This window comes from Thiomonas arsenitoxydans, from assembly GCF_000253115.1.
GTDB classification, from domain to species: domain Bacteria; phylum Pseudomonadota; class Gammaproteobacteria; order Burkholderiales; family Burkholderiaceae_C; genus Thiomonas; species Thiomonas arsenitoxydans.
Genome location: NC_014145.1, coordinates 3,185,537 through 3,210,661, shown reverse-complemented (window position 1 = coordinate 3,210,661; position 25,125 = coordinate 3,185,537). Strand labels below are relative to the sequence as shown.

Below are 25,125 nucleotides of genomic sequence, written 5' to 3'. Positions count from 1 at the left end.
GGGCGGCCTGGAGCCCGTCGCCCCGGCGGAAGCCGCGCGCGTGCCTTCCACTCCGTCGTCCCGCGCGGCCACCGGCCCGGAGCTCGACGTTCAACATTTGCAGAAACGCTATGCCGGTCGGCAGGTGGTGCGCGACGTCAGCTTTAGCGTGCGCTGCGGCGAGGTGGTCGGCCTGCTGGGGCCGAACGGCGCGGGCAAGACCACGTCGTTCTACATGATCGTCGGCCTGGTGCGGCCCGACGCGGGGCGCATCCACATCGACGGCCAGGACGTGAGCGATTCTCCGATGCATCGCCGTGCGCGCATGGGGCTGTCGTATCTGCCGCAGGAGGCGTCGATCTTCCGCCGCATGACGGTGGCCGAGAACGTGAGGGCGGTGCTGGAGTTGCAGCGCGACGCGCAAGGGCGCCGCCTGGGCAGGGCCGAAATCCGCGAACGCGAAGATCATCTGCTGCGCGAACTGCACGTCGAACATCTGCGCGACAGCCCCGCCCCCGCGCTATCAGGCGGCGAGCGGCGGCGGGTGGAAATCGCCCGCGCGCTGGCCACGCAACCGCGATTCATCCTGCTCGACGAGCCGTTTGCCGGCATCGATCCGATTGCGGTCATCGAGATTCAGCGCATCGTGCAGTTCCTGAAAGAGCAGGGCATCGGCGTGCTGATCACCGACCACAATGTGCGTGAAACGCTAGGCATCTGCGACCGGGCCTGCATCATCAGCGAAGGGCAGGTGCTGGCGCAGGGCGATCCGCAATCCATCATCGACAACCCCGCGGTACGCAAGGTGTACCTCGGCGAAAACTTCCGCATGTAAGCCGCGATGAAGCCGTCGCTGAACCTGCGCCTGTCCCAGCATCTCGCACTCACGCCGCAGTTGCAGCAGTCCATCCGGCTGCTGCAACTCTCCACCCTCGAACTCACGCAGGAAATCGAAGGCCTGCTCGAATCCAATCCCTTCCTCGAACCTGAAGAAGAGCAAGAGGCGCCCGCTGCCGCGCCGACATCCGAGTCGCCACCGCCTTTGGCGCCCGACCCGTCTCAGGCATCGGTCGAAGGGCATGACGCAGCCGCCGAGCCCGCCGCTGAGTTGCAACTCGACACGCAGGACTGGACGGCCAGCAGCGGCGAAACCGATCACGGTGCGGATACCGATGCCGACGCCGACTCCTGGGTCAGCTCAGGCCAGTCCGTCAGCGGGGGCGGGGGTGACGACGACGAATTCAGCGCGCTCGACATTGCCTCCGAACACCTCGATCTGCGCGACCACCTGCGCGGTCAGTTGGCCGGGCTTGCGCTGAGCGCCACCGACCGCGCGGCCGCCGAGGCCATCATCGACTCGCTCGACGACGACGGCTACCTGCCCGACACCCCGCTGGAACTGGCGCAGGCCCTCGCCCCCGCGGCAGACGCCGAGCAGCTCGAAGACCTGGCCGATGCGCTGACCACGGCCATGCGCCTGATTCAGAGCTTCGACCCGGCCGGTGTCGCCGCCCACGATTTGCCCGACTGTCTCTGCCTGCAGCTTCAGCGCCAAGCGTCTTGTCCCGTGCGCGAACTTGCCCTGCAGATTTGCCGCGGCGGTCATCTCGATCTGCTGGCCAAGCGCGACTGGCGCAAGCTCGAACGCCAGCTCGAAGCCGATGAAGCCGCGCTGCGCCTGGCGCAGCAACGCATCGCCCAACTCGACCCCCATCCGGGCAGCGCCTTCCGCCGCGATGCCGCGCAGGCCGTGACCCCCGATGTCATCGCCCGCAAGACCCCGCAAGGCTGGGTGGCGCAGCTCAACCCCGAGGTCATGCCCCGGCTGCGCGTGAACCAGATCTATGCCGACGCCATGCGCCGCGCCCGCGACAGCGGCGGCGCCATGCAGGGACAGCTTCAGGAGGCGCGCTGGTTCGTGAAAAACGTGCAGCAGCGTTTCGAGACCATTCAGCGCGTGTCGCAGACCATCGTCGAGCGCCAGCAACGGTTTTTCGACTTCGGCCCCGTGGCCATGCGGCCCATGGTGCTGCGCGAAATTGCCGACGAGCTCGGGCTGCACGAATCGACCATCTCGCGAGTGACCACGCAGAAGTTCATGCTCACGCCCTTCGGCACTGTCGAGCTGAAGTATTTTTTCGGCTCTGGCCTGAGCACCGAGGCCGGGGGCAACACCTCATCCACCGCGGTACGCGAACTCATCCGCCGCCTGGTGGCTGAAGAAGACAGCGCCAAACCCCTGTCGGACAGCGAACTCGCCGAACGCCTCACGCAGCAAGGCGTGCAGGTGGCGCGGCGCACCGTGGCCAAATACCGCGAAGCGCTGCGCATCGCCCCGGCGAATCTGCGCAAGAGCAGTTGAGGGCCCGCAGCCGCAAGCGGAGCCAGTCGCTCACCTTGCGCTAAGTCGTCCTCTCCAGAATGCCGGGGTCGCGCCGCACGCGACGCCACAACAACGCAAACGGTATTCAGGGAGTTCATCATGCAAAACGCAGTAAAAGCCGCGCAGCCCAGTTGGGCGCTGGCGGTCAAGGTTCCGGTCGTCATCACGCTTTACTTCTGGCTGATCAAAATCATGGCCACCACGGTGGGCGAAACCGCCGCAGACTATCTGGCGGTGGATCTGCATCTGGGCCTGGTCGCCACCAGCGCGGTGATGACCCTTTTGTTCATCGGTGTGCTGACGGCGCAGATGCGCGCCAGCCGTTACGTTCCCTGGCTTTATTGGTTGACGGTGACTCTCATCAGCGTCGTGGGCACCTTGCTGACCGACAATCTGACCGATCAGTTGGGCGTGCCGCTGCCGGTGAGCACCGCCCTGTTTGCGGTGGCCTTGCTGGCGACGTTTGCGATCTGGTGGGGCAGCGAGCGTGACCTGTCCATCCACAGCATTGCCACGCCAAAGCGAGAAGGGTTTTACTGGGCGACGATTCTGTTCACCTTTGCGCTGGGTACTGCCGGAGGCGATCTGGCCGCCGAGCGGCTGCAACTCGGCTATGCCTTGTCGGCCTTGCTGTTTGGCGGCGCCATTGCGCTGACGGCAGCGGCCTACTACCTCTTCAGGGCCAGTGCCGTGACCACGTTCTGGGTCGCTTACATCCTCACCCGCCCGCTGGGCGCGACCTTGGGTGACTGGTTGTCCAAACCCGGTGCCGAAGGAGGGCTCGGTCTGGGAACCATGGGCACCAGTGCCCTGTTCCTGGTCACGATTCTGGCCCTGGTGATTTACCTCACTGCGACACGGCGGGACCAGTTGCAGATAAGTTCAAGCCTAGGTTCAACCGCAAGTTCAACGCTCTCCTGACTTGCCGCGGGCGGCTTGGAGCGCGCGCTGCAAGCCGGTGCGGGCCTGCTTGAAGGCATCGCGCATGGCCTGTTCGCTGAACGCGTTGGGCTGTGACGGCGGAGTGCTTGGGTCGCTGCTCATCCAACGCGCCAGCCGGTGGGTGTCGAGCGCTTTGCCCAGGTCGGTTTGCAGGGCGCTGGTGAGTTTGAGCCAGGCCTTGCCTTCGTCGCCCAGCGACTGGCCGATCCAAGGGGCCAGCCATTCCAGCGCATAACGCAACTGCTTGGCGCGCAGGCGCAGGGCGTGCAGCGCGCTCCAGGGGGCGTCGATCGGTGTCGCGGCGAGGCCGTCCCAGATCGCCAGCAGTTCGGCCCAGCGCTGCGGGTGCAAATGCAGGTCGTCGCGGTGCAAGCGCAGCAGCCTGCGGGCCAGTTGTTCGGTGGACATCTCGGCGGCAATGATCTGGCTGCCGCTCCAGCACTCGGCCCAGCGCGTCTGCGCCAGCAGCACGCGGCCGAAGCGGGCGCTGCGCAGATAGGTCAGCAGGGCTTGAAGACGCGCCTCGCGGCGTTGGGCGAGACCGTCGCGTAGGGTGGCGTGTGTGCTGCCGGGCGCGCTGGCCTGTTCAAGGCAGACGTCGACATCGCGCACCGCGCCTAGCAGTTGTCCGGCCCAGCGCCATTCGTCGCGCAGCCAGCGGCAGGCCGCGCGTTGCGACTTCGGTCCCGTGGTCTGAAGCAGCCGCAGCAGCACCCGCAGTCGGCGCAACTGCAGCCGCATCTGGTGCACGGTTTCGGGCAGGGCTTTGTCGTGCAACAGATCGGCGCCGACGGCAATGACGGCCGTTGCCTGCTGCAGCACGTCGGCCACGGCCTGCCCGCCCTGTTCATGCGGAGGCAGTTCGCGAGCGAGCGCGGGCAGTTGCAGCGTGGCGGCGCCTGCGGCAATCGCTGCGAGCTGAACCTTGCTGATGGGCGAGATCAGCAGCGGCAGGTCTTGCGCCAGCGTCCACGCAAGGTCGAAAGCGTGGAGCCAATGGCCGCTGATGAACTCGATCTCCAGTTCGCTGATCAAGAGGCTGGGCGCGAGTGGGGTGACGCCGCCCAGCGCCTGGCCGTGATCGAGGCAGACCTCGAGTTGCGAGCCTTCCCAATCGACCAACCATAGGGTGCGCTGCACCCGGGTGCCGAGCACCGCCTGCAACTGGCTGGCGAGCGCATCAAGGTCGCCCAGGCGGGCCAGCGGCGTCTCGCTCAGGCGTTGCAGCGAGGCGGCGTCGGGCGTGTCGGCGTCGATGTCGAACTCCCATTCGCCGCGCGCGAGTTGCAGGCCCTGCGCCGGGCTGCTCTTGAGGGTGAGAATGCGCCGTCCGTCCCCCGGGTGCCGTACCCGCAAGGCCAGGCCCGCCTCGCGCAGGGCATGCGCTGGGGTATCGAAGTACCAGGTTTGCAGCGCCTGAACCCGGGGCGGCTGCGCCATCGATTGCAAGACCGGATGGCGGCGCACGGCGTCATGCAGGGCGGGATCGAGTCGGAATTTGAGTTCGCGTTCCTGGCTCATGGCGAGGGGGGTTCGAGGGAATGAAGCTGTCATTTGACCCGCTCGCTAGATGTGAAACAAGTCGCAGCGTCAATTGGGTAGCGATATTTTTCCGTGACGTTCACCAGATTGACACATTGAAGCTATGCAATGCGCGACATGGTGATCCAAACCCTGTCCCGAATGATGCGCAGCAGTGCCGTGATTCCGCAAGACGGCGCCACGGCGGAAACCCTGCGCGCGGCAGCTCACATCGACGCCCCGCAAGCCGGCGGTGAAGGCGAGCCGGAGTTGAAATGGCGCACCCTGTGGCTGTCCGACATTCATCTCGGCACGCGCGACTGCAAGGCGCCGCAGCTGCTCGAATTTCTGCGGCATTGCAGCGCCGACACCATTTATCTGGTGGGCGACATCATCGACGGCTGGCAGCTCAAGAAAAAGGGCATCTACTGGCCGCAGTCGCACAACGACGTGGTGCAAAAGCTATTGCGCAAGGCGCGCAAGGGCACGCGGGTGGTGTTCGTGCCGGGCAACCATGACGAGTTCGCGCGGCCCTACGACGGGCTGCATTTCGGCGGCATCGAGGTCATCAATCAGGTGCGGCATGTCACCGCCGATGGCCGCACCCTGCTTATCGTGCACGGCGATCTGTTCGACAGCGTGGTGCTCTATGCCAAGTGGCTGGCGCATCTGGGCGACGCCGCCTACATGTTCACCCTCAAGCTCAATCGCTTGCTCAACCATGCGCGGCTCAAGCTCGGTCTGCCGTACTGGTCGCTGTCGCAATACCTCAAACACAAGGTCAAGGCGGCGGTGAACACCATCTCCAGTTTCGAAACGCTGCTCAGCGATGAAGCGCGACGCCAGCAGTGCGACGGCGTGGTCTGCGGTCATATTCACCGCGCCGAGCTGCGCAGCGAAGACCGGCAGATCTACGCCAACTGCGGCGACTGGGTGGAGAGCCTGACCGCGCTGGCTGAAGACTTCGACGGCCGCCTCAAGCTGCTGCACTGGAACGCCGGGCTGCAGGTGCTGGCGGAGCTGGCGCCGCAGACTGCAACGCATCCCGCCCCTTTACATCCCGCACCCACACAACCCGTCCACGCATGATCGCCTCCGCAGTCGCTCCCCAAGTGGCCGCCGCGGCCGAAAAGCCCTGGCCCCCCGCCGCCGGCACGCCGCCGCTGCGCATTCTCATCGTCACCGACGCCTGGGAGCCGCAGGTCAACGGCGTGGTGCGTACCCTCAAGACCACCATCGGGCAGCTGCGCGACATGGGGCAAGTGGTCGAGGTGGTGGAGCCGGGCAGTTTTCGCACCATTCCCTGCCCGACCTATCCCGAAATCCGCCTCAGCCTGCGGCCGCGTTCGCGCATCATGCAGCGGGTGACCGAGTTCATGCCCGACGTGGTGCATGTGGCCACCGAAGGGCCGCTGGGCCAGGCGGCGCGGCGCATCGCGCAGCGTCTGGACATTCCGCTGACCACGGCGTATCACACCCGCTTTCCCGAATACGTCCAGGCGCGCTTTCGTGTGCCGCTGGGGTGGACTTATGCCTATCTGCGGCGCTTTCACAACGCCGGCCGCGCGGTGCTGGTGCCCACGCAAGTGGTGCAGCGCGATTTGCAGGAGCATGGTTTTCGCAATGTGCGGCTGTGGTCGCGCGGGGTGGATCATCGCATGTTCTACCCGCGCGAAGGTGAACGGCTCGACGGCAAGCCGCCCATCTTTCTGTACGTCGGCCGGGTGGCGGTGGAAAAGAACATCGACGCCTTCCTGCAGCTCGACCTGCCGGGCACCAAGTGGGTGGTGGGCGAAGGGCCGGAGCTGGAGCGCATCCGCAAGCAGTATCCCGGCGTGCGCTTTCTCGGCGTGCTCACGCAGGACGAGCTCGCCAAGGTTTATTCCGGCGCCGATGTGTTCGTGTTTCCGAGCAAGACCGACACCTTCGGGCTGGTGCTGATCGAGGCGATGGCCTGCGGCTGCCCGGTGGCGGCTTATCCCGTGACCGGCCCACTCGATGTGATCGGCGAAAGCCCGGCCGGCGCGCTCGACAACGACCTCAAGGCCGCCTGCCTGCGCGCCCTGCAGATTCCGCGCAGCGTGGCGCTGGCGCATGCCCGCAAATTCACCTGGGAAGCGGCCTCGCGGCAGTTTCTCGATCATTTGCGCAAGGCCGTGCGCGAAAGTAGTGCGGCAAATAGTGCGACGCAAACGACGCACTGAACTTATGGCCCAGCAGCGCGAACGCGCGCCCCTGCCCAAGCCGGACGCGGCGCCCAATCCCTACAAAACCCGCACCGGGCTATCGCGCGTGTATCACGCGGGCATCAACTCCATGAGCGGTTTGCGCGCTGCGTGGCAGACCGAGTCGGCGTTCCGCCAGGAGCTCACGCTGGCCCTCATCCTGCTGCCGCTGGCGCTGTGGCTCGGTCGCACCTGGACCGAGCGGGCTGTACTCGCAGGCAGTGTGCTGCTGGTGCTCATTGTCGAGCTGCTCAACACCGCCATCGAGTACACCGTCGATCGCGTTTCGCTGGAGCGGCACGACCTGAGCAAGACCGCCAAAGACCTGGGCAGTGCCGCCGTGCTGCTCACCCTGCTGCTGTGCGTGCTGATCTGGGCGGCTGTGCTGCTGCCGCGCATCTGAGTCCAGCGCGGCGTCGCGCTGCTGCATAAGATGCGCATCATGGAAATCGACGCTGCCTCCTCTGCTTTGCACCGCATCGCCCGCGTGTTTGAACAACTGCGCGCCGACCAGCTCGACGTGCTGACGCAGGTTTACGCCCCGCAGGCCACGTTTCAAGACCCGTTCAACCGCGTGCAGGGCTTGCCCGCCATCACGGCGCAGTTTGCGCATATGTACGCCAAACTGCATGCGCCGCGTTTTGTGGTGACCGAGGTCACCGGGCAGGGCAATGTGGGGTGGATGACCTGGGATTTCCACTTTGCTCTGCGCAAGGGCGCGTCTGCGCAAGTCGTGGCCGGCGCGACGCGCTTCGTGCTCGATGCGCAGGGGCTGGTGATGGATCACCGCGACTATTGGGACGCCTGCGATTTCTACGCCACGGTGCCGGTGCTCGGCGCCGTGGTACGGCGACTGAAACGCGCTGCCGCGGCCGGCTGAACAGGCTCTAATCGAGCCAGCCCTTTTTGCGGAAAAACCAGAACGGCGCGATGACGGTGAGCACCATCAGCCCCAGGGCGAAGGGGTAGCCGAGGGGCCAGTCGAGCTCGGGCATGTGTTTGAAGTTCATGCCGTAAATGCTGGCGATCAGCGTGGGCGGCAGCATGGCGACGGCAGCGACGGAAAAAATCTTGATGACCTTGTTCTGGTTGATGTTGATGAAGCCGACGGTGACGTCCATCAGGAAGTTGATCTTGTCGAACAGAAAAGCGGTGTGGCCGTCGAGCGAGTCGAGGTCGCGCAGGATCTGCCGCGCCTCTTGCGACTGATCGGCGCTGAGATGGCGGCTGCGCAACAGAAAGCTCAGCGCGCGGCGGGTGTCCATCACATTGCGGCGGATGCGTCCGTTCAGGTCTTCCTGCTGCGCAATGCCGGTGAGTGCCTCCGAGGCGTCCTGATCGCTGGGGCGCGGCTTGAGGATGTGCGCGCCGATGGCCTCCAGATCGTCGTAAATGCCTTCGAGGGTATCGGCCGAATACTCGGCGTCGGTGAGGTAGAGCGCGAGCAGTACGTCGGTAGCGTTTTCAATCAACCCGGGCATGCGACGCGCTCGCAGCCGCAGCAGGCGAAAGACGATGAGGTCGTGCGTGTGGATGGAGAACAGCACGTTGCCGTGAACGATGAAGGCCACGCGCTCGTTGCGCGGACGCTCTTCGTCACTGATGAGAAAGTCGGTGCGCAGATGCAACTGCCCGTCTTCTTCCTCCTCGTAAAACCGCGCGGATTCCTCCAGATCCTGATCGAGGACGTCGGCGGGGATGGTCAGGCCGAAGCGGGCCTCGACCCAGCCGAGCTCGCGTGGATCGGCCGATTCGAGATCGACCCAGACGGGCTGCAGCCCCGCGAGGGTTTGCGGGTCGCCGACCTCCTGCTGCACCAGGCGACCATTCTTGAGGGTGAACACATTGAGCATAGGGCTGCATTATGCGCAATGCGGGTCGGGCGCGGTGAGGTTGAAAAACGCCGTAATCGCATCGCGCTGCGCCAGCGCATCGGCCCGACCGAGTTCGACCAAGGCGGAGAGGTAGTCCGGCGTGAACAGCAGATAACTGGCCAGCGCCGATCCTCGGCCGGTACCCATGCCCACCGATTGCAGCAGCAGCCGCGCGCCACGGGGCATGCTGTGCCAGTGCCGCGCGGCAATGGCGTCGATCGAGGTGGAGGGCAGCAGGGTCAGCGTGGGCAGGGGGCGGTAGGGCAGATCGGCGCGCACCTCGGGCGGCAGATCCGCCAACATGCGGTTGATGCGCCCGGCCTGCTGCGCATCGGCGCGCAGGGTGTCGAGAAACACGCTGGACATGGCGTGCGCCGCAATCTCCGCCACGCTGGGGTAGGGCGGCAGATGCCGGCGCATTTGCCCCGCCTCGGGATGCGGCTCGGCCACGCCGATGGCCAGTGCGCGTTCTGCACCCAGATGAATGGCGGGCGCCAGCGGGGCGAGCTGGCGCATGGCGCCGTCGCCAAAGTATTCCGGCCCGACTTCGCCATACAGCGGCATGGCCGGAAACACGAAGGGCAGGGCGCTCGACGCCAGCAAGTGCTCCACGCCGATGGGCTGCGCAATGCCCCACAGCCCAGGCCGCCGCCAGGGCTGCACTTCGGGGTGGGCCTGAAAGAAGGTGATGTGCCGCCCGCTGGTATAGCTGGAGGTGGCCACAGATAGCGCGCGCAAGGCGCCGCTCTGAATCGCGGCGTCCACCGCATCGAAGTGCACCCGCCGACCCAGGGTGTCGGCCAGCGGGGTGTTGTCGAGCAGGGCGCGCGGGTTCTGCTTCCACAGCCAGCCGAATGCCATCAGTCCGAGCCATCGCGCGCCGCCGCGCAGCAGTTGCCCTGTGCCGACCTCGAAGACCTCGTGCGCCTGCAGGGTGCTCCAAAGCGTTTGCAGTTCATGCAGGGCGGCTGGCCATTCGGCGCAGCGGCTGGCGAAATACGCCGCATTGATCGCCCCCGCCGAGGTGCCGCAAACCACGGGAAACGGGTTGCGCTGCGTGGGCCAGCCCTGCGCCTGCAGAATCTCGCCCACACCGCCGAGCACTCCGGCCTGATAGGCCGTGCGCGCCCCGCCGCCCAGCAGCACCAGCGCCGCGTTTTGCGGCGGTGGGTTGTCGGCGGCAGTCGTGTTGTCGGGCATGGCGGCGTTGAAAATATCACTGCGCCGCGGCAGTAGAAATGCGGGTTAGCGCACGAAACGATAGACCCCGCCGTCTTCCAGGCGGCGCAACTGCCCATCGAACCACAGCTTGTGCAGATGGGCGATGGACTCGCCCATGGCGAAGGTGATCTGGTGCACGTCCAGCGGGCGTTTGAACAGCACGGGCAGCAGGTCGGCCGCGGTTTGCGGCGTGGCGCAGGCCTGTATCACCTCGGCCAGACGCTCGTGGTGATGCTGCTGCAACTGCCCGATGCGGGCCAGGGCGCCGCGGAAGGGTAGGCCGTGCGAGGGGAAGATCAGCGTGTCGTCCGACAGCAAGGTGCTAAAGCGCGCCAGACTGTCGAGAAACTGTTGCAGAGGGTTGGACAGCGGTTCGTTGTCGTTCACGCTGATGTTGGTGGAGATGCGAGGCAGCAGCATGTCACCCGCGATGAACAGCGCGTCGGCCTCGCTGTATAGGCTGATGTGTTCCGGCGCATGGCCGTAGCCCGCAACGCAGCGCCAGTCGCGCTCTCCGATGCGCAGTACGTCGCCGTCCTGCAGGCGCACGAAGCGCGTGGGCATGGCGGGCACCAGCCCGGTGTAGTAATCGGTGCGCTTGCGGATGGCGGCCAGAGTCTGCGGGTCGGCGAGGCCATGCGCGGCGTAGTGCGCCGCCATCGGCTCGCCGCCAATGGTCATGCAGCCGCGCGCGGCCATGCACGAGACGGCATAGTCGGTGGCGCTCATCCACAGCAGGCAATTCCAGCGCGCGGTGAGCCAGTGCGCCAGCCCGACGTGGTCTGGGTGCATGTGCGTGACCACCACGCGCAGCACCGGCAGGCCGCCCAGTTGCGTGGCGAACACCTGCTCCCATGCCGCGCGGGTGGGCGGGGAGTCGATGCCGCAATCCACAATCGTCCAGCCGCGCACGCCGTCGAGGGTGTCTTCCAGCAGCCAGAGGTTGATGTGGTTCAGCGCGAAAGGCAGCCCCATGCGCAGCCAGCGCAGCCCCGGCGCCAGCTCGATGCTTTCTCCCAGTGCGGGCGTCGTTTCTCCAAAGGGGTAGCGGATGGCATCAAAGGCGGGCTGGGCGGACATGGCGGGCGGATTCAAAAGGTTGGGAGCGTGATGGCGCAAACTACACTTGACGTTAACGTCAACTGGAGCCGAGTATAGGCACGCATGAAAAAAGCCGCTGCTGCACCTGCCGCCCCCACTTTCACCATTGGCGAGCTCGCCCGCGAGTTCGACCTCACCACCCGCGCCATCCGCTTTTACGAAGAAGCCGGCTTGCTCTGCCCGCAGCGCCAGGGTCGGCTGCGCGTCTATACCCAAGGCGACCGCACGCGGCTCAAACTCACTCAGCGGGGCAAACGGCTGGGCCTCAGCCTGGCCGAGATCAAGGAACTGGTGATGATGTACGAGTCGCCGCGCGACACCGCACCGCAACTGCGCCGCTACCTGGAAGTGCTGGCCGAGCACCGCGCCGACATCGAAGGCCGCATGGCCGATCTCAAGGCGACGTTGGAGGAGATTCGCGCCTACGAGACCGAGGCGCGGGGGCTGCTGAAGAAGCAGGGCGGGTGAGGGGAGCGCTGGTTCTGGATGGGTGCTGGAGGAGTGGCTATTCACGTTGACGTAAACGGAAGGTAAGATCACCGGAAATCTGCCAGCAGAGCAGCCCCACGGAGACTTGCCACCATGACCACCGCCCCCGCCGTTCTATCGCCTGCGCAGGAGGCGGCTATTCGCCAGAGTTTTGCCCGCCAAGGCTTGATGGCCGCGTTGGGCGTGGAGATGGTGCGGTTGGAGCCGGGGCGGGCGGAACTACGGCTGCCGCATTCAGAACGGATCAGCCAGCAGCAGGGCGGCTTCCACGGTGGGGCCATTGGCGCGCTGGCCGACGTGGCCGGTGGCTATGCGGCGATGACTCTGGCGCCCGAAGGCGACGAAGTCACCACGGTGGAGTACAAAATCAACTTTCTCGCGGCCTTTGCGGGCGGTGAGCTGCGCGCCTACGGGCGGGTAATCCGGGCTGGCAAGCGGCTGATCATCACCACCGCCGAAGTGATGCACCGCGATGAGGACGGCGCTGAGACAGTTTGCGCGGTGATGCAGCAGACCATCGCGCCAGTGCCAAAGCGGTATTGAAATTACGTCGAAACAACGCATCGAAACAAACAAGCGAGGAGACCTCATGCAACTACCCGGACTGGACTTCCAACTCGGCGAAGACATCGCCGCTCTGCGCGAGGCCGTGCGCGACTTTGCCGAGCAAGAAATTGCCCCGCGCGCCGCCGAAATCGACCGCACCGATCAGTTTCCGATGGATCTGTGGCGCAAGTTCGGCGACCTGGGCCTGCTGGGCGTCACCGTGCCCGAGGCCGATGGCGGCACGGGCATGGGCTACCTGGCGCATATGGTGGCGTTGGAAGAAATCTCCCGCGCCAGCGCCTCGGTGGGCTTGAGCTACGGCGCGCATTCCAACCTCTGCGTCAACCAGATCCGCCGCAACGGCAGCGCCGCGCAGAAGGCGAAGTACCTGCCCAAACTGATCAGCGGCGAGCATGTGGGCGCGCTGGCGATGAGCGAGCCGGGCGCGGGCAGCGATGTGGTGAGCATGAAGCTGCGTGCTGACCGGCGAGGTGATGGGTTCGTGCTCAACGGCAGCAAGATGTGGATTACCAACGGGCCGGACGCCGACGTGCTGGTGGTCTACGCCAAGACCGATCCGGCCGCAAGTTCCAAGGGCATCACCGCCTTCCTGGTGGAGAAGGATTTCAAGGGTTTTTCGGTGGCGCAGAAGCTCGACAAGCTGGGCATGCGCGGCAGCCATACCGGCGAGCTGGTGTTCCAGGATTGCGAGGTGCCCGCAGATAACGTGCTGGGCGAATTGAACGGCGGCGTCAAGGTGCTGATGAGCGGCCTGGATTACGAGCGCGCGGTGCTGGCCGCCGGGCCGGTGGGCATCATGCAGGCGGTGATGGACAGCGTGGTGCCTTATGTGCACGAACGCAAGCAGTTCGGCCAGAGCATCGGCGAGTTCCAGCTCATCCAGGGCAAGCTGGCCGATATGTACACCGTGCTGCAGGCCGCGCGCAGCCTGCTCTACACCGTGGGCAAAAACCTCGACGCACTGGGCGACGGCCATGCCCGCTCGGTGCGAAAAGACTGCGCGGCCGTGATTCTGTGGTGCGCCGAAAAGGCCACCTGGATGGCGGGCGAGGGCATCCAGATTTTTGGCGGCAACGGCTATATCAACGACTATCCGCTGGGCCGACTGTGGCGCGACGCCAAGCTGTACGAGATTGGCGCGGGCACATCCGAAATCCGCCGCATGCTGATCGGGCGGGAACTGTTCGCGCAAACGGCGTGAAGCCGTGAAGCTGGGTAGCGAACAGGGCTGAGCGACTGATGCGGCGGGTGATTCAGTTACCGAGGCGCTTACCGAGGCGGCTAGCGATGCGCTTTTTCCGGCAGGTGCAAACCCACGGCGTCGAGCGCCGCGTCCAGCCGCTGCACGGCTGCGGGCACGTCCTTCCATTTGTCCAGCCCGAACAGGCCGAGGCGAAAGCTCATGTAGTCGGCCGGTTCGTCGCAGGCCAGCGGCACACCGGCGGCAATCTGCATGCCTTGTGCCACAAACTTCTTGCCGTTCTGAATGTCGGGATCGCGGGTGTAGCTCACCACCACGCCCGGCGCCTGAAAGCCGGGCGCCGCCACGCTCTTGACGCCGCGTTGCTCCAACGAAGCGCGCGCTGCGCGACCCAGTTCCATCTGCGCGGCCTTGAGCGCGGGCAGGCCGTAGCTGAACGCCTCGCGCATCTGGTCGCGTACTTCGGCCAGGGTGTCGGTGGGCATGGTGGCGTGATAGGCATGCGTGCCTTTTTCGTAGGCCTGCATGATCTGATGCCACTTTTTCAGGTCGCAGGAAAAGCTGTCGCTCGTGGTCGTCTCCAGCCGTTGCAAAGCCCGCTCAGACAGCATGGCAAAGCCGCAGCAGGGCTGGCCGCTCCAGCCTTTTTGCGGTGCGCTGACCAGCACGTCCACGCCGGTGGCCTGCATGTCCACCCACATCGCACCGGAGGCGATGCAGTCGAGCACGAACAGGCCGCCCACCGCATGCACCGCGTCGGCCACGGCGCGCAGATAGTCGTCGGGCAGCATCATGCCGGCGGAGGTTTCCACATGCGGGGCGAACACCACGGCGGGCTTTTCGCGGGCGATGGTGGCGACCACCTCGGCTATGGGCGCGGGCATGAAGGGCGACTCGGACGCATCGGCCACGCGGCGCGCCTTGAGTACCGTGACCTTGTCCGACAAATGCCCGGTCTCGATGATCTGGCTCCAGCGATAGCTGAACCAGCCGTTGCGCACGATGAGCACCTGCGCGCCCTGCACGAATTGCCGCGCCACGGCCTCCATGGCAAACGTGCCGCTACCCGGCACGATGACCGCCGCCTGCGCGTTGTAGGCCTGTTTGAGCATGGACGACAGATTGCGCATAACCTGCTGAAACTTGGCCGACATGTGGTTGAGCGAGCGGTCGGTGTAAACCACCGAATACTCCAGCAGTCCATCGGGATCGACATTGGGCAGCAAGGCGGGCATCAGAAATCTCCTGGTCTTATGGTTCGAAAAAGTCGGCGCGGTGTCTATGCCGACCGCCTGAAAAGCCTAGCACGCAGCGGCGTCAAGCGCTGGGCGCTTTGCCTTGCCAGCGGCGCGGGCTTACAGTGGGCAGGGTGTTTTCGTATTGCCAATGCCCGATGAACCAATTCCCGCCTCGCCTTGATTCCCCCGTGGCTTTTGCCATGGCCCGTACCATGCTCGACGGCTTCAATCGCCATTACCGCCTGTTCCGCCAAGTGAGCGCTGCGGCCAAGCAGCGGTTCGAGCGGGCCGACTGGGCCGGGCAGCAGGCAGCGCAGCGCGAGCGCATCGCCTTCTACGACCAGCGGGTGGACGAAGCCACCGAACGGCTGCAGAACGAACTCGATGCCGGCAACCAGCCCATGGAAATCTGGCAGCAGGCCAAGCTGCACTACATCGGCCTGCTGACCAATCACCACCAGCCCGAACTGGCCGAGACGTTTTTCAACTCGGTGACGACCAAGATTCTGCGGCGCGAGCATTTCAACAACGAGTTTCTGTTCGTGCGCCCGGCGCTGTCCACCGAGTACATCGAAAACGAAGAGCCTGCGGCCAAGCCGACCTTCCGTGTGTATTACCCGCACACCCACGAGGCGCTGCACGCCTGTCTGCGCCGCGCCATTGAGAACTTTCAGCTTGCGCTGCCGTTCGAAGATCTGGACCGCGACGTGGGCCAGGTGCTGGCCGCTGTGCGCCAGCGCTTCGGCAACGATGTGCGCCTGCGCGCCAACTTCCAGATTCAGATGCTCGACTCGCTGTTCTACCGCAACAAGGGCGCGTATGCGGTCGGCAAGGTGATCAACGGCTTCACCGAATTTCCGCTGGCGCTGCCCATCCTGCACAACGAGCGCGGCCAGCTCTTTATCGACACGGTGCTGCTCACCGAAGACGATCTGCTGCTGCTGTTCTCCTTCGCCCGCGCCTATTTCATGGTCGATATGGAAATCCCGTCGGCCTATGTGCAGTTTTTGCGCAGCCTCATGGCGCGCAAGCCGCGTGCCGAGCTGTATAACGCGCTGGGTCTGGCCAAGCAGGGCAAGACCCTGTTCTACCGCGACTTTCTCTATCACCTGCGGCATTCAAGCGATCAGTTCATCGTGGCGCCGGGCATCAAGGGCATGGTGATGGTGGTGTTCACCCTACCGTCCTTTCCCTTTGTGTTCAAAGTCATCAAAGACTTCTATCCGCCGCAGAAAGACACTACTCGCGACAAGATCAAGGGCAAGTACCTGCTGGTGAAACAGCACGACCGCGTGGGCCGCATGGCCGAGACGCTGGAATATTCGAACGTGGCCTTCGAGCGCGCGCGCTTCTCGCCCGAGCTGATTCAGGAGATCGAAACCTTCTGCCCCTCGCAACTCGAATACGACGGCGACACCATCATCATCCGGCACTGCTACATCGAGCGGCGCATGATTCCGCTGAACATCTATCTGCAAGAGGCTGACGACGCCCAGCTCGAAGCCGCCGTCATCGAATACGGCAACGCCATCAAGGACATGGTGGCGGCCAATATCTTTCCCGGCGACATGCTGTGGAAGAACTTCGGCATCACCCGCCACGGCAAGGTGGTGTTCTACGACTACGACGAGATCGAGTACATCACCGACTGCAACTTCCGCCGCGTGCCCGCGCCGCGCAACGAAGAAGACGAAATGGCCGCCGAGCCCTGGTACGCCGTGGGTCCGCACGACGTGTTTCCCGAGACCTTCGGCCAGTTTCTGCTCGGCAACCCCAAGGTGCGCGCCGTGTTCATGAAACACCACGCCGACCTGCTCGACGCCGCCTTCTGGCAGGAGCATCAGAGCCGCATCCGCGAGGGCCATCTGTACGACGTGTTCACTTATGACGCCACCCGCCGCTTCCCCCGCGAGGGCGCTCTTGCGGCATCCAACCCACCCGTTCAACCTGTTCAGGAGACTTCGACATGACTGATCCCATCGTGATGGTTTCTGCCGCGCGCACGCCCATCGGCGGCCTGCTCGGCGACTTTGCTGCCGTACCCGCCTGGGAGCTCGGCGCTACCGCCATCGCCGCTGCCGTGCAACGCGCGGGCATCGCGGGCGACGCCGTGAATGAAGTGCTCATGGGCAACTGCCTGATGGCCGGGCAGGGCCAGGCTCCCGCGCGCCAGGCCGCACTCAAGGCCGGGCTGCCGCAATCGGCGGGCGCGGTCACGCTGTCCAAAATGTGCGGCTCGGGCATGCGGGCGATGATGTTCGCCCACGACATGCTCGCTGTGGGCTCCGCCGATGTGATGGTGGCCGGCGGCATGGAGAGCATGACCAACGCGCCGCATCTGGCCTTCGTGCGCAAGGGCGTGAAATACGGCCTCACCCAGTTTTACGATCACATGGCGCTTGACGGTCTGGAAGACGCCTACGACCGCGGCAAGGCCATGGGCGTGTTCGCTGAAAGCTGCGTGAGCAAATACGCCTTCAGCCGCGAGGAGATGGACGCCTTTGCCATTGCCTCGACTGAGCGCAGCAAAAAAGCCAACGAAGACGGCAGCTTCGAGTGGGAGATGGCGCCCGTCACGGTGGCGGGTCGGGGCGGCGAGGTGAAAATCGCCCGCGACGAGCAGCCGTTCAAGGCCAAGCTCGACAAGATTCCTACGCTCAAGCCCGCGTTCAAGAAAGACGGGGCCATCACCGCCGCCACCTCGTCGAGCATTTCCGACGGCGCTGCCGCGCTGGTGCTGATGCGCCAGTCCACCGCTGACAAGCTGGGCTGTGCGCCGATCGCTCGTATTCGCGCCCATGCGGTGCATGCGCAGGCGCCCGAGTGGTTCACCACGGCGCCCGTGGGGGCCATTCAGAAGGTGCTCGACAAGACCGGCTGGAAGGCGACCGATGTGGACCTATGGGAAGTCAACGAAGCCTTCGCCGCCGTCACCATGGCGGCGATGCGGGAATACAAGCTGCCGCATGAGATCGTGAACGTGCACGGCGGCGCGGTGGCGCTGGGCCACCCCATCGGCGCGTCGGGCGCGCGCATCGTCGTGACCCTGCTGGGCGCGCTGCGGCAGCGCGGGCTCAAGAAGGGCGTCGCCGCGCTGTGCATCGGCGGCGGCGAGGCCACGGCAATGGCGGTTGAACTGCTCTGAATCGTCATGCTGCTTTCTGACGATCACCGCATGATCCGCGACGCGGTGCGCGATTTTGCTCAGGCCGAAATCGCCCCGCATGCGGCCGACTGGGCGCGCGAAAGCCGCTTTCCGCGCGAGGCGTTGCAGGGCTTGGCGGCGCTGGGTTGCCTGGGCATCGCCGTGCCCGCCGAATGGGACGGCGCCGGGCTCGACTACCTGTCTCTCGCGCTGGCCATTGAGGAGATCGCCGCGGCCGACGGCGCCACCAGCACCATCGTGAGCGTGAACAACTGCCCGGTGTGCTCCATTCTGATGGCCTGGGGTAGCGATGCGCAAAAAGACCAGTGGCTGCGCCCGGTGGCGCGCGGCGAGTGGATCGGCGCGTTCGCGCTGACCGAACCGCAGGCCGGATCGGACGCCTCCAACCTGCGCACCACGGCAAGGTTGGAGGGTGACCACTACGTCCTCGACGGCGTCAAGCAGTTCATCACCAGCGGCAAGAACGGACAGGTCGCCATCGTGATGGCCGCAACCAACCGGGCCGCGGGCAAGAAAGGCATCAGCGCCTTCCTCGTGCCCACCGGCACGCCGGGCTACATCGTCGAACGGCTCGAAGACAAGGCCGGGCAGTCGGCCAGCGACACCGCGCAGATCCGCTTCGAGGGCTGCCGCGTACCCGCCGCCAACCGCCTCGGTGCCGAAGGCGAGGGCTACAAGATTGCGCTGTCCGGCCTGGAAGGTGGGCGCATCGGCATTGCGGCGCAGTCGGTCGGCATGGCGCGCGCGGCGTTCGAAGCGGCGCTGCGTTATGCGCGCGAGCGCACTGCCTTTGGCAAGCCGATTGCCGAGCATCAGGCAGTGCAATTCCGCTTGGCCGAGATGGCGATGCAGATCGAAGCGGCGCGGCAGTTGCTGTGGCACGCCGCCAGCCTGAAGGATGCGGGCCTGCCTTGTCTGAAGGAGGCGGCGATGGCCAAACTGATGGCCAGCGAAATGGCCGAGCGGGTGTGCAGCGCGGCGCTGCAGATCCACGGCGGTTACGGTTATGTGGCCGACTTTCCCGTCGAGCGCATCTGGCGCGATGTGCGGGTTTGCCAGATTTACGAAGGCACCAGCGATGTGCAGAAAATGCTCATTGCCCGTGCGCTGTAAAACCAGATTCACTGGAGACTCCCATGCCCGTCAGCCCGATTACTTTTTTCTTCGATTTTTCGTCGCCCTATGCCTACCTGGCGAGCACGCAGATCGAGGCCATTGCCGCGCGCCACCTGCGCGACATCGAGTGGGTGCCGATGCTGCTCGGGCCGGTGTTCCAGACGACAGGATCGAAACCGCTGATCGATCAGCCGCTCAAAGGCGACTATGCCCGCATCGACATTCCGCGCTCGGCGCGCTTTCTGGGCGTGCCTTTTGTGCAGCCGGAGCCGTTTCCCATTGCCACTTATCAGGCCGCGCGGGTGCTCATCGGCCTGCAACGCGACTTGCCCACGCAGGCTGCACCGTGGCTGCATCGCTGTTTTTCGGCCTATTTCGCGCAGAACCGCAACATCGCCGAATTGCCCGTACTTGAAGCCCTTGCCGCCGAGCAGGGGCTGGCGAGCGATACGGTGGCGCGCTATACCGCCGATCCCGCCATCAAGGCCCAGCTCAAGGCCAACTGCGACCGCGCGCTGCAGCAAGGCATGTGCGGCGCGCCCTTTATGGTGGTGGACGATCAACCCTTCTGGGGCGCAGACCGGCTGCCGCAGCTCGAGCATTGGCTGCAGACCGGCGGGTTTTGAAGTCGCCAAAAATGAACACCGGAGAATCATCATGACCGAACCAACCCCGCTGGTCCAGGCTTATGCCTGCGGCGCCACCGACCAGCCGCTGCTGACGCAGACCATAGGCGATTTTTTCGACGCCATGGCCGAGCGCCAAGGCCTGCAAGAGGCGCTGGTTTCGCGCCACCAGAACATTCGCCTGAGCTATGCCGAGCTCAAGCGCGAGGTGGATCGTCTGGGCAGCGCCTTGTTGCGCAGCGGTTTGCGCAAGGGCGACCGCGTGGGCATCTGGGCGCACAACAGCGTGGAATGGGTGCTGATGCAACTGGCGACGGCCAAGGTCGGCCTGATTCTGGTGAACATCAACCCGGCCTATCGCACCTCCGAGGTGGAGTACGCGCTCAACAAGGTGGCGTGCAAGGCGCTGGTCACCATGACCTCGTTCAAGACCAGCGACTACCTCGCCATGCTGCGTGAACTCGCGCCGGAGCTGAATACCTGCGCGCCGGGCGAACTGCGCGCCGCGCGTCTGCCCGATCTCAAACTGGTGGTGCATCTGGGCGAGGCCGATGAACCCGGCATGCTGCGCTTTTCCGACTGGATCGCCCGCGGCAGCGCCGACGACCCGGCGGTCGCCGAGGCCGCGGCAACGCTGCACGCGCACGAACCCATCAACATCCAGTTCACCAGCGGCACCACCGGTTTTCCCAAGGGCGCCACGCTCACGCACAGCAACATCCTGAACAACGGTTTCTTTATTGGTGAGGCGATGAAGCTCACCGCCGAAGACCGGCTGTGCATTCCGGTGCCGCTGTACCACTGCTTCGGCATGGTGCTGGGCAACCTGGCGTGTCTGACGCACGGCGCCACCATCGTCTATCCCAACGACGGCTTCGACCCATTGCTGACTTTGGAGTGCGTGCAGGACGAAGCCTGCACCGGGCTGCACGGTGTGCCGACCATGTTCATCGCCATGCTCGATCATCCGCGCTTTGCCGAGTTCGATCTGAGCACCTTGCGTACCGGCATCATGGCCGGCAGCCCTTGCCCCATCGAGGTGATGAAGCGAGTGGTGCGCGACATGCATCTGTCTGAGATCACCATCGCCTACGGCATGACCGAGACCGCGCCGGTGAGCTGCCAAAGCTCCACCGACACGCCGCTGGACAAGCGGGTGAGTACGGTGGGGCAGGTGCAGCCGCATTTGCAGGTGAAGATCGTCGATCCGCAAAGCGGCGAAACTGTCGCGCCCGGCGAAACCGGCGAGCTTTGCACCAAGGGCTATTCGGTGATGCACGGCTACTGGGGCGACGCCGAGAAGACGCATGAGGCCATCGACGCCGAAGGTTGGATGCATACCGGCGACCTGGCGGTGATGGATGCGGAAGGTTATGTGAACATCGTCGGCCGCATCAAAGACATGGTGATTCGCGGCGGCGAGAACATCTACCCGCGCGAGGTCGAGGAATTTCTCTACCGCCATCCGCAGGTGCAGGACGTGCAGGTGGTCGGCGTGCCCGACCCGAAGTACGGCGAAGAACTGTGCGCCTGGATCATCCCCAAGGCCGGCATGTCTCCAACGGACGAGGACATTCGCGCGTTTTGCAGAGGGAACATCGCGCACTACAAAATTCCGCGCTACCTGCGCTTCGTGTCCGCGTTTCCCATGACCATTACCGGCAAGGTGCAGAAGTTCAAAATCCGCGAAACCATGCAGCAAGAACTCGGACTCCACCCCGATCGCACCGCCTGAAGACCCCCATGCCCATTCTTGATACCCGACTCAACCCGCGCAGCGCCGAGTTCACCGCCAACGCCGCCGCCCTGCGGGCCCTGGTGGACGACCTGCGCGCGCGCCAGGCCCGCGTGGCCGAGGGCGGCGGCGAGGCTGCTCGCGCCAAACACGTCGCCCGCGGCAAGCTGCTGCCGCGTGAACGCGTGGCGGCGCTGCTCGACCCCGGCTCACCCTTCCTGGAGTTTTCTCCACTGGCTGCGCACGGTCTGTACGACAACGCGGCGCCCGGCGCCGGGATCATCACCGGCATCGGGCGCGTCAGCGGACGCGAGTGCGTGATCGTCTGCAACGACGCCACAGTGAAGGGCGGCACCTATTACCCGATGACCGTCAAGAAGCACCTTCGGGCGCAGGAGATTGCGCGCGAGAACCGCTTGCCCTGCATCTACCTCGTCGATTCGGGCGGCGCCAATCTACCCAACCAGGACGAGGTGTTTCCCGACCGCGACCACTTCGGTCGCATTTTCTACAACCAGGCGACGCTGAGCGCCGAGGGCATTGCGCAGATCGCGGTGGTCATGGGCTCGTGCACCGCGGGCGGCGCCTACGTGCCGGCCATGAGCGACGAGTCGGTCATCGTCGCCAATCAAGGCACCATCTTCCTCGGCGGCCCGCCGCTGGTGAAGGCCGCCACTGGCGAGGAGGTGAGCGCCGAAGATCTGGGCGGCGGCGACGTTCACACCCGGCTGTCGGGCGTGGCCGACCATCTGGCGCGCAACGATGCGCATGCGCTCGACATCGCTCGCCGCATCGTCTCGCGCCTGCGCCCGGCCGAGCGCGCGGCGGTGGATTTGCGTCCGCCGCGCGAGCCGCTGTATGCGGCCAGCGAGCTGTACGGCTGCATTCCCACCGATGCGCGCAAGCCCTTCGACATCCGCGAGATCATCGCCCGCATCGTGGATGGTTCCGAGCTCGACGAGTTCAAGGCCCGCTTCGGCGCCACGCTGGTGTGCGGCTTTGCGCATCTGCACGGCATGCCGGTAGGCATTCTTGCGAACAACGGCATCCTGTTTTCGGACAGTGCGGTCAAGGGCGCGCACTTCATCGAGCTGTGCTGCCAGCGCCGCATTCCGCTGCTGTTCCTGCAGAACATCACCGGCTTCATGGTCGGCCGCAAGGCCGAGAACGAAGGCATCGCCCGTCATGGCGCCAAGCTGGTCACGGCGGTGGCTTGCGCTCAGGTGCCCAAGTTCACCGTCATCGTCGGAGGCTCCTTCGGCGCGGGCAACTACGGCATGTGCGGCCGCGCCTATGGCCCGCGTCAGCTGTGGATGTGGCCCAACGCCCGCATCAGCGTGATGGGCGGTGAACAGGCGGCCAGCGTGCTCGCCACCGTGCGGCGCGACGGCATCGAGGCCAAGGGCGGCAGCTGGAGCGCGGAGGAAGAGGAAGCCTTCAAGGCGCCCGTCCGCACTCAATATGAAGCGCAGGGCCACCCGTATTACGCCACCGCGCGACTGTGGGACGACGGCGTCATCGACCCGGCAGATACTCGTCGCGTGCTGGCGCTGGGCTTGAGTGCCGCGCTCAACGCCCCAATTCCAGACGCCCGCTTCGGCGTGTTCCGCATGTGATTGTCGTCCCCTACAATGTGCATCATTCATTGACTTGGTACACATCATGCGCACAAACATCGAGATCGACGACGAGCTCATGGACGCAGCCATGCGCGCCGGCCCGTTCAAGACCAAAAAGGAGGCGGTCGAGGAGGGGCTCAAGCTCTTGCGCCGCCGCGCCGCCTACCGCGATTTGCTCGCCCTGCGCGGCAAGCTGCATTGGGAAGACCCCTTGGCCGAGGGCGCCGCGCCGCCCATGGTGCAGGAGCGACGCGCGCCTTACGGTGCGGCTAACTCCCCTGCCAAGGCGGCTGGGCGCAAGGCAGCCGCCCGCAAAGCGCCCGTTCCCAAAGCGCCCGCCAATAAGGGGTAGTCGCATGATCCTGGTCGACAGCTCGGTGTGGATCGATTTTTTCAATGGCCGTGCCACCTCGCGTGTTGCGAATCTGGCGCTCCTGCTTGACGATATGGCGCCGGTGGCGGTGGCCGATCTGGTGCTGTTCGAGGTGTTGCGTGGTTTCCGCCATGAACGCGACTATCTGGCCGCGCGCAAGACCCTGACTGCGCTCACCGTGGTTGAAATCGGCGGAGAAGACAACGCCCTGCAGGCCGCGCAACACGACCGTCTGCTGCGGGCCATGGGCTACACCATCCGCAGCGCGGTGGACGTGCTCCAGGCCGCTTACTGCATCGAACACGACTACGCCCTGCTGCACAACGATGCTGACTTCGACGTCATGGAAGATCTGCGCGGCCTGAAGGTCTGGCGGCATTGACTGCAAGCTCTTCCCGGCGAATTTCCCGATGACACTCCAAGACCATTTCCGCACCCTGGCGCGCTATCACGTCTGGGCCACGCATCGCTTGCTCGACGAGCACGTCGCGCTGCTCCCCGAAGCCGATTACCGCCGCGATTGCGGGCTGTTTTTCAACAGCGTTCACGGCACCCTCAATCATCTGCTGGTGGGCGAAGGCTTGCTGTGGCAGCGACGCTTCCTTGAGGGCGTGTCGCCCGCGGGCCTGGAGCTCGACGACGAGGCCGAGCCCGACCGCGCCAGACTGGCGCAACGGCTGAAGCAGAGCGCGCGGGCCTGGCAGCCTTATGTCGAGCGCTTGAGCGAGGCCGATTTCGATCGGCCCTTCCGCTACGCCACCAGCAAGGGCGAGCCGATGAGCGCACCGTTCGCGGCCACGCTGGCGCATGTGTTCAACCACGCCACGCATCACCGCGGGCAGATCACCGCAGCGCTCACTGCCATGGGGCATGCCTCGCCCGTGCTCGATCTGATCTACATGCTGCGTGACGAAGCGACAGCCTCATCCAAGCCATGAGCGAATCCCCCGTCATCATCGACCGCGAAGGGGCCGTCGCGACGGTCACCCTTCATCGCCCCGAAGTGCGCAACGCCTTCGACGCCGCGACCATCGCCGCGCTGCACACCGCCTTCGTCGAACTCGGCCAGGAGGCCGAAGTGCGTTGTGTGGTGCTTGCGGCGCAAGGCCCTGCGTTCTGCGCCGGAGCCGATCTGCGCTATATGCAGCAGTTGGCGACTTACACCGATGCGCAGAATCGTGACGATGCCCTGCAGCTCGCACGCATGCTGCGCGCCGTGGCCGAATGTCCCAAGCCCGTGATCGCGCGGGTGCAGGGCGACGCGTTCGCCGGTGGCTTCGGTCTGGTGGCCGCCTGCGATCTGGCCGTGGCGGTGCAGACCGCGCGCTTCTGTCTGAGCGAGGTCAAGCTCGGTCTGGTGCCGGCCACCATCATGCCGCATGTGCTGCGCGCCATCGGAGCGCGCGCGGCGCAGCGATACACCTTGACCGCCGAAGTGCTCGACGCAGCCACCGCGCAGGCCATCGGTCTGGTGCATGAAGTGGCCGAAGACGCTGCCGCGCTCGACGCACGGGTGCAGCGCTGGTGCGCCGAGTTGCAAAATGCGTCACCGCAAGCGCTGGCTGCGGCCAAGCGGCTGCTGGCCGAAGTGGCGCATCGCCCGCTGGGCGATGCCTTGCTGGCCGACACCGCCGAGCGCATCGCCGTGGCCCGGGCCAGCACCGACGGACGCGAGGGCATCGCCGCCTTTCTCGCCAAGCGCAAGCCGAACTGGATCGACCCCGAGGCGCGTTGACTGCGTCCTCCATC

At 65.3% G+C, this 25,125-nt stretch carries 25 protein-coding genes; 20 read left to right on the top strand and 5 right to left on the bottom strand.

Annotated features, from left to right (window positions below; translation table 11 throughout):
- Positions 1 to 40 precede the first annotated feature (40 nt).
- From lptB to THI_RS15175, 3 genes are all read left to right on the top strand, one after another.
- Positions 41 to 814: an LPS export ABC transporter ATP-binding protein gene (gene lptB / locus THI_RS15185; protein WP_013107143.1), complete on the top strand. Its 774-nt coding sequence runs from the start codon at positions 41 to 43 to the stop codon at positions 812 to 814.
- 6 nt (positions 815 to 820) lie between these two features.
- Positions 821 to 2,341, top strand: a complete 1,521-nt coding sequence (locus THI_RS15180) for an RNA polymerase factor sigma-54 (protein WP_013107142.1) — start codon at positions 821 to 823, stop codon at positions 2,339 to 2,341.
- Positions 2,342 to 2,461: 120 nt separating this feature from the next.
- Complete coding sequence (locus THI_RS15175) at positions 2,462 to 3,283, top strand: COG4705 family protein (protein ID WP_013107141.1); 822 nt, start codon at positions 2,462 to 2,464, stop codon at positions 3,281 to 3,283.
- Here the strand turns inward: THI_RS15175 and THI_RS15170 are convergent.
- On the bottom strand, positions 3,269 to 4,825 hold the full coding sequence (locus tag THI_RS15170; RefSeq protein WP_013107140.1) for a CYTH and CHAD domain-containing protein: 1,557 nt from the start codon (positions 4,823 to 4,825) through the stop codon (positions 3,269 to 3,271). The genes THI_RS15175 and THI_RS15170 overlap by 15 nt on opposite strands.
- Before the next feature lie 129 nt (positions 4,826 to 4,954).
- On the opposite strand from THI_RS15170, the gene THI_RS15165 reads away from it, so the two are divergent.
- The 4 genes from THI_RS15165 to THI_RS15150 all read left to right on the top strand — a co-directional run bounded on the left by THI_RS15165 (position 4,955) and on the right by THI_RS15150 (position 7,930).
- The gene (locus THI_RS15165) at positions 4,955 to 5,914 is read left to right on the top strand and encodes a UDP-2,3-diacylglucosamine diphosphatase (protein ID WP_013107139.1); all 960 of its coding nucleotides are present in this window, start codon (positions 4,955 to 4,957) and stop codon (positions 5,912 to 5,914) included.
- Between the two features lie 74 nt (positions 5,915 to 5,988).
- Positions 5,989 to 7,029 carry a glycosyltransferase family 4 protein gene (locus THI_RS15160; protein ID WP_191088471.1) on the top strand — a complete coding sequence of 347 codons (1,041 nt, stop codon included), beginning with the start codon at positions 5,989 to 5,991 and terminating at the stop codon, positions 7,027 to 7,029.
- A 4-nt stretch (positions 7,030 to 7,033) separates the two neighbouring features.
- Entirely contained in the window at positions 7,034 to 7,453 is a 420-nt protein-coding gene (locus THI_RS15155; protein WP_013107137.1) for a diacylglycerol kinase, read from the top strand.
- Positions 7,454 to 7,492: 39 nt separating this feature from the next.
- Positions 7,493 to 7,930, top strand: coding sequence for a nuclear transport factor 2 family protein (locus tag THI_RS15150; RefSeq protein ID WP_231836229.1), 438 nt, complete (start codon positions 7,493 to 7,495; stop codon positions 7,928 to 7,930).
- Positions 7,931 to 7,937: 7 nt separating this feature from the next.
- On the opposite strand, the gene corA is transcribed toward THI_RS15150, so the two are convergent.
- From corA to THI_RS15135, 3 genes are read right to left on the bottom strand one after another with little or no spacing between them, the layout of a single operon-like run.
- Complete coding sequence (corA, locus tag THI_RS15145) at positions 7,938 to 8,903, bottom strand: magnesium/cobalt transporter CorA (protein ID WP_013107135.1); 966 nt, start codon at positions 8,901 to 8,903, stop codon at positions 7,938 to 7,940.
- Between the two features lie 9 nt (positions 8,904 to 8,912).
- The gene (locus tag THI_RS15140) at positions 8,913 to 10,124 is read right to left on the bottom strand and encodes a patatin-like phospholipase family protein (protein ID WP_013107134.1); all 1,212 of its coding nucleotides are present in this window, start codon (positions 10,122 to 10,124) and stop codon (positions 8,913 to 8,915) included.
- Positions 10,125 to 10,169: 45 nt separating this feature from the next.
- On the bottom strand, positions 10,170 to 11,225 hold the full coding sequence (locus THI_RS15135) for an MBL fold metallo-hydrolase (RefSeq protein ID WP_013107133.1): 1,056 nt from the start codon (positions 11,223 to 11,225) through the stop codon (positions 10,170 to 10,172).
- A gap of 84 nt (positions 11,226 to 11,309) precedes the next feature.
- Here THI_RS15135 and THI_RS15130 point away from each other — a divergent pair, with 84 nt between their 5' ends.
- The 3 genes from THI_RS15130 to THI_RS15120 all read left to right on the top strand — a co-directional run bounded on the left by THI_RS15130 (position 11,310) and on the right by THI_RS15120 (position 13,503).
- Entirely contained in the window at positions 11,310 to 11,714 is a 405-nt protein-coding gene (locus THI_RS15130) for a MerR family transcriptional regulator (protein WP_013107132.1), read from the top strand.
- A 114-nt stretch (positions 11,715 to 11,828) separates the two neighbouring features.
- Positions 11,829 to 12,278 (top strand): PaaI family thioesterase, encoded by a 450-nt coding sequence (locus THI_RS15125; RefSeq protein WP_013107131.1) that lies wholly within the window; start codon positions 11,829 to 11,831, stop codon positions 12,276 to 12,278.
- 46 nt (positions 12,279 to 12,324) lie between these two features.
- On the top strand, positions 12,325 to 13,503 hold the full coding sequence (locus tag THI_RS15120; RefSeq protein ID WP_013107130.1) for an isovaleryl-CoA dehydrogenase: 1,179 nt from the start codon (positions 12,325 to 12,327) through the stop codon (positions 13,501 to 13,503).
- Positions 13,504 to 13,583: 80 nt separating this feature from the next.
- Here the strand turns inward: THI_RS15120 and THI_RS15115 are convergent, their stop codons facing one another.
- Positions 13,584 to 14,738 carry an aminotransferase class V-fold PLP-dependent enzyme gene (locus tag THI_RS15115; protein WP_013107129.1) on the bottom strand — a complete coding sequence of 385 codons (1,155 nt, stop codon included), beginning with the start codon at positions 14,736 to 14,738 and terminating at the stop codon, positions 13,584 to 13,586.
- 158 nt (positions 14,739 to 14,896) lie between these two features.
- Here THI_RS15115 and aceK point away from each other — a divergent pair, with 158 nt between their 5' ends.
- From aceK to THI_RS15065, 10 genes are read left to right on the top strand one after another with little or no spacing between them, the layout of a single operon-like run.
- Positions 14,897 to 16,711, top strand: coding sequence for a bifunctional isocitrate dehydrogenase kinase/phosphatase (gene aceK, locus THI_RS15110; RefSeq protein ID WP_013107128.1), 1,815 nt, complete (start codon positions 14,897 to 14,899; stop codon positions 16,709 to 16,711).
- Positions 16,708 to 17,886, top strand: a complete 1,179-nt coding sequence (locus THI_RS15105; protein ID WP_013107127.1) for an acetyl-CoA C-acyltransferase — start codon at positions 16,708 to 16,710, stop codon at positions 17,884 to 17,886. Before aceK ends, THI_RS15105 begins: the two co-directional genes overlap by 4 nt.
- Before the next feature lie 6 nt (positions 17,887 to 17,892).
- Positions 17,893 to 19,020, top strand: a complete 1,128-nt coding sequence (locus tag THI_RS15100) for an acyl-CoA dehydrogenase family protein (RefSeq protein ID WP_013107126.1) — start codon at positions 17,893 to 17,895, stop codon at positions 19,018 to 19,020.
- A gap of 23 nt (positions 19,021 to 19,043) precedes the next feature.
- Positions 19,044 to 19,649, top strand: coding sequence for a 2-hydroxychromene-2-carboxylate isomerase (locus THI_RS15095; protein ID WP_013107125.1), 606 nt, complete (start codon positions 19,044 to 19,046; stop codon positions 19,647 to 19,649).
- Positions 19,650 to 19,680: 31 nt separating this feature from the next.
- Positions 19,681 to 21,384: an AMP-binding protein gene (locus THI_RS15090; RefSeq protein ID WP_013107124.1), complete on the top strand. Its 1,704-nt coding sequence runs from the start codon at positions 19,681 to 19,683 to the stop codon at positions 21,382 to 21,384.
- Positions 21,385 to 21,392: 8 nt separating this feature from the next.
- A complete protein-coding gene (locus THI_RS15085; RefSeq protein ID WP_013107123.1) occupies positions 21,393 to 23,000 on the top strand; it encodes a carboxyl transferase domain-containing protein in 1,608 nt (535 codons plus the stop codon).
- Positions 23,001 to 23,046: 46 nt separating this feature from the next.
- Positions 23,047 to 23,355 (top strand): type II toxin-antitoxin system VapB family antitoxin, encoded by a 309-nt coding sequence (locus tag THI_RS15080; protein ID WP_013107122.1) that lies wholly within the window; start codon positions 23,047 to 23,049, stop codon positions 23,353 to 23,355.
- Positions 23,356 to 23,359: 4 nt separating this feature from the next.
- A complete protein-coding gene (gene vapC, locus THI_RS15075) occupies positions 23,360 to 23,758 on the top strand; it encodes a type II toxin-antitoxin system VapC family toxin (RefSeq protein WP_013107121.1) in 399 nt (132 codons plus the stop codon).
- A 28-nt stretch (positions 23,759 to 23,786) separates the two neighbouring features.
- Complete coding sequence (locus THI_RS15070) at positions 23,787 to 24,314, top strand: DinB family protein (RefSeq protein ID WP_013107120.1); 528 nt, start codon at positions 23,787 to 23,789, stop codon at positions 24,312 to 24,314.
- Complete coding sequence (locus THI_RS15065) at positions 24,311 to 25,111, top strand: enoyl-CoA hydratase/isomerase family protein (RefSeq protein ID WP_013107119.1); 801 nt, start codon at positions 24,311 to 24,313, stop codon at positions 25,109 to 25,111. The genes THI_RS15070 and THI_RS15065 overlap by 4 nt, the downstream gene beginning before the upstream one ends.
- Positions 25,112 to 25,125: the final 14 nt, after the last annotated feature.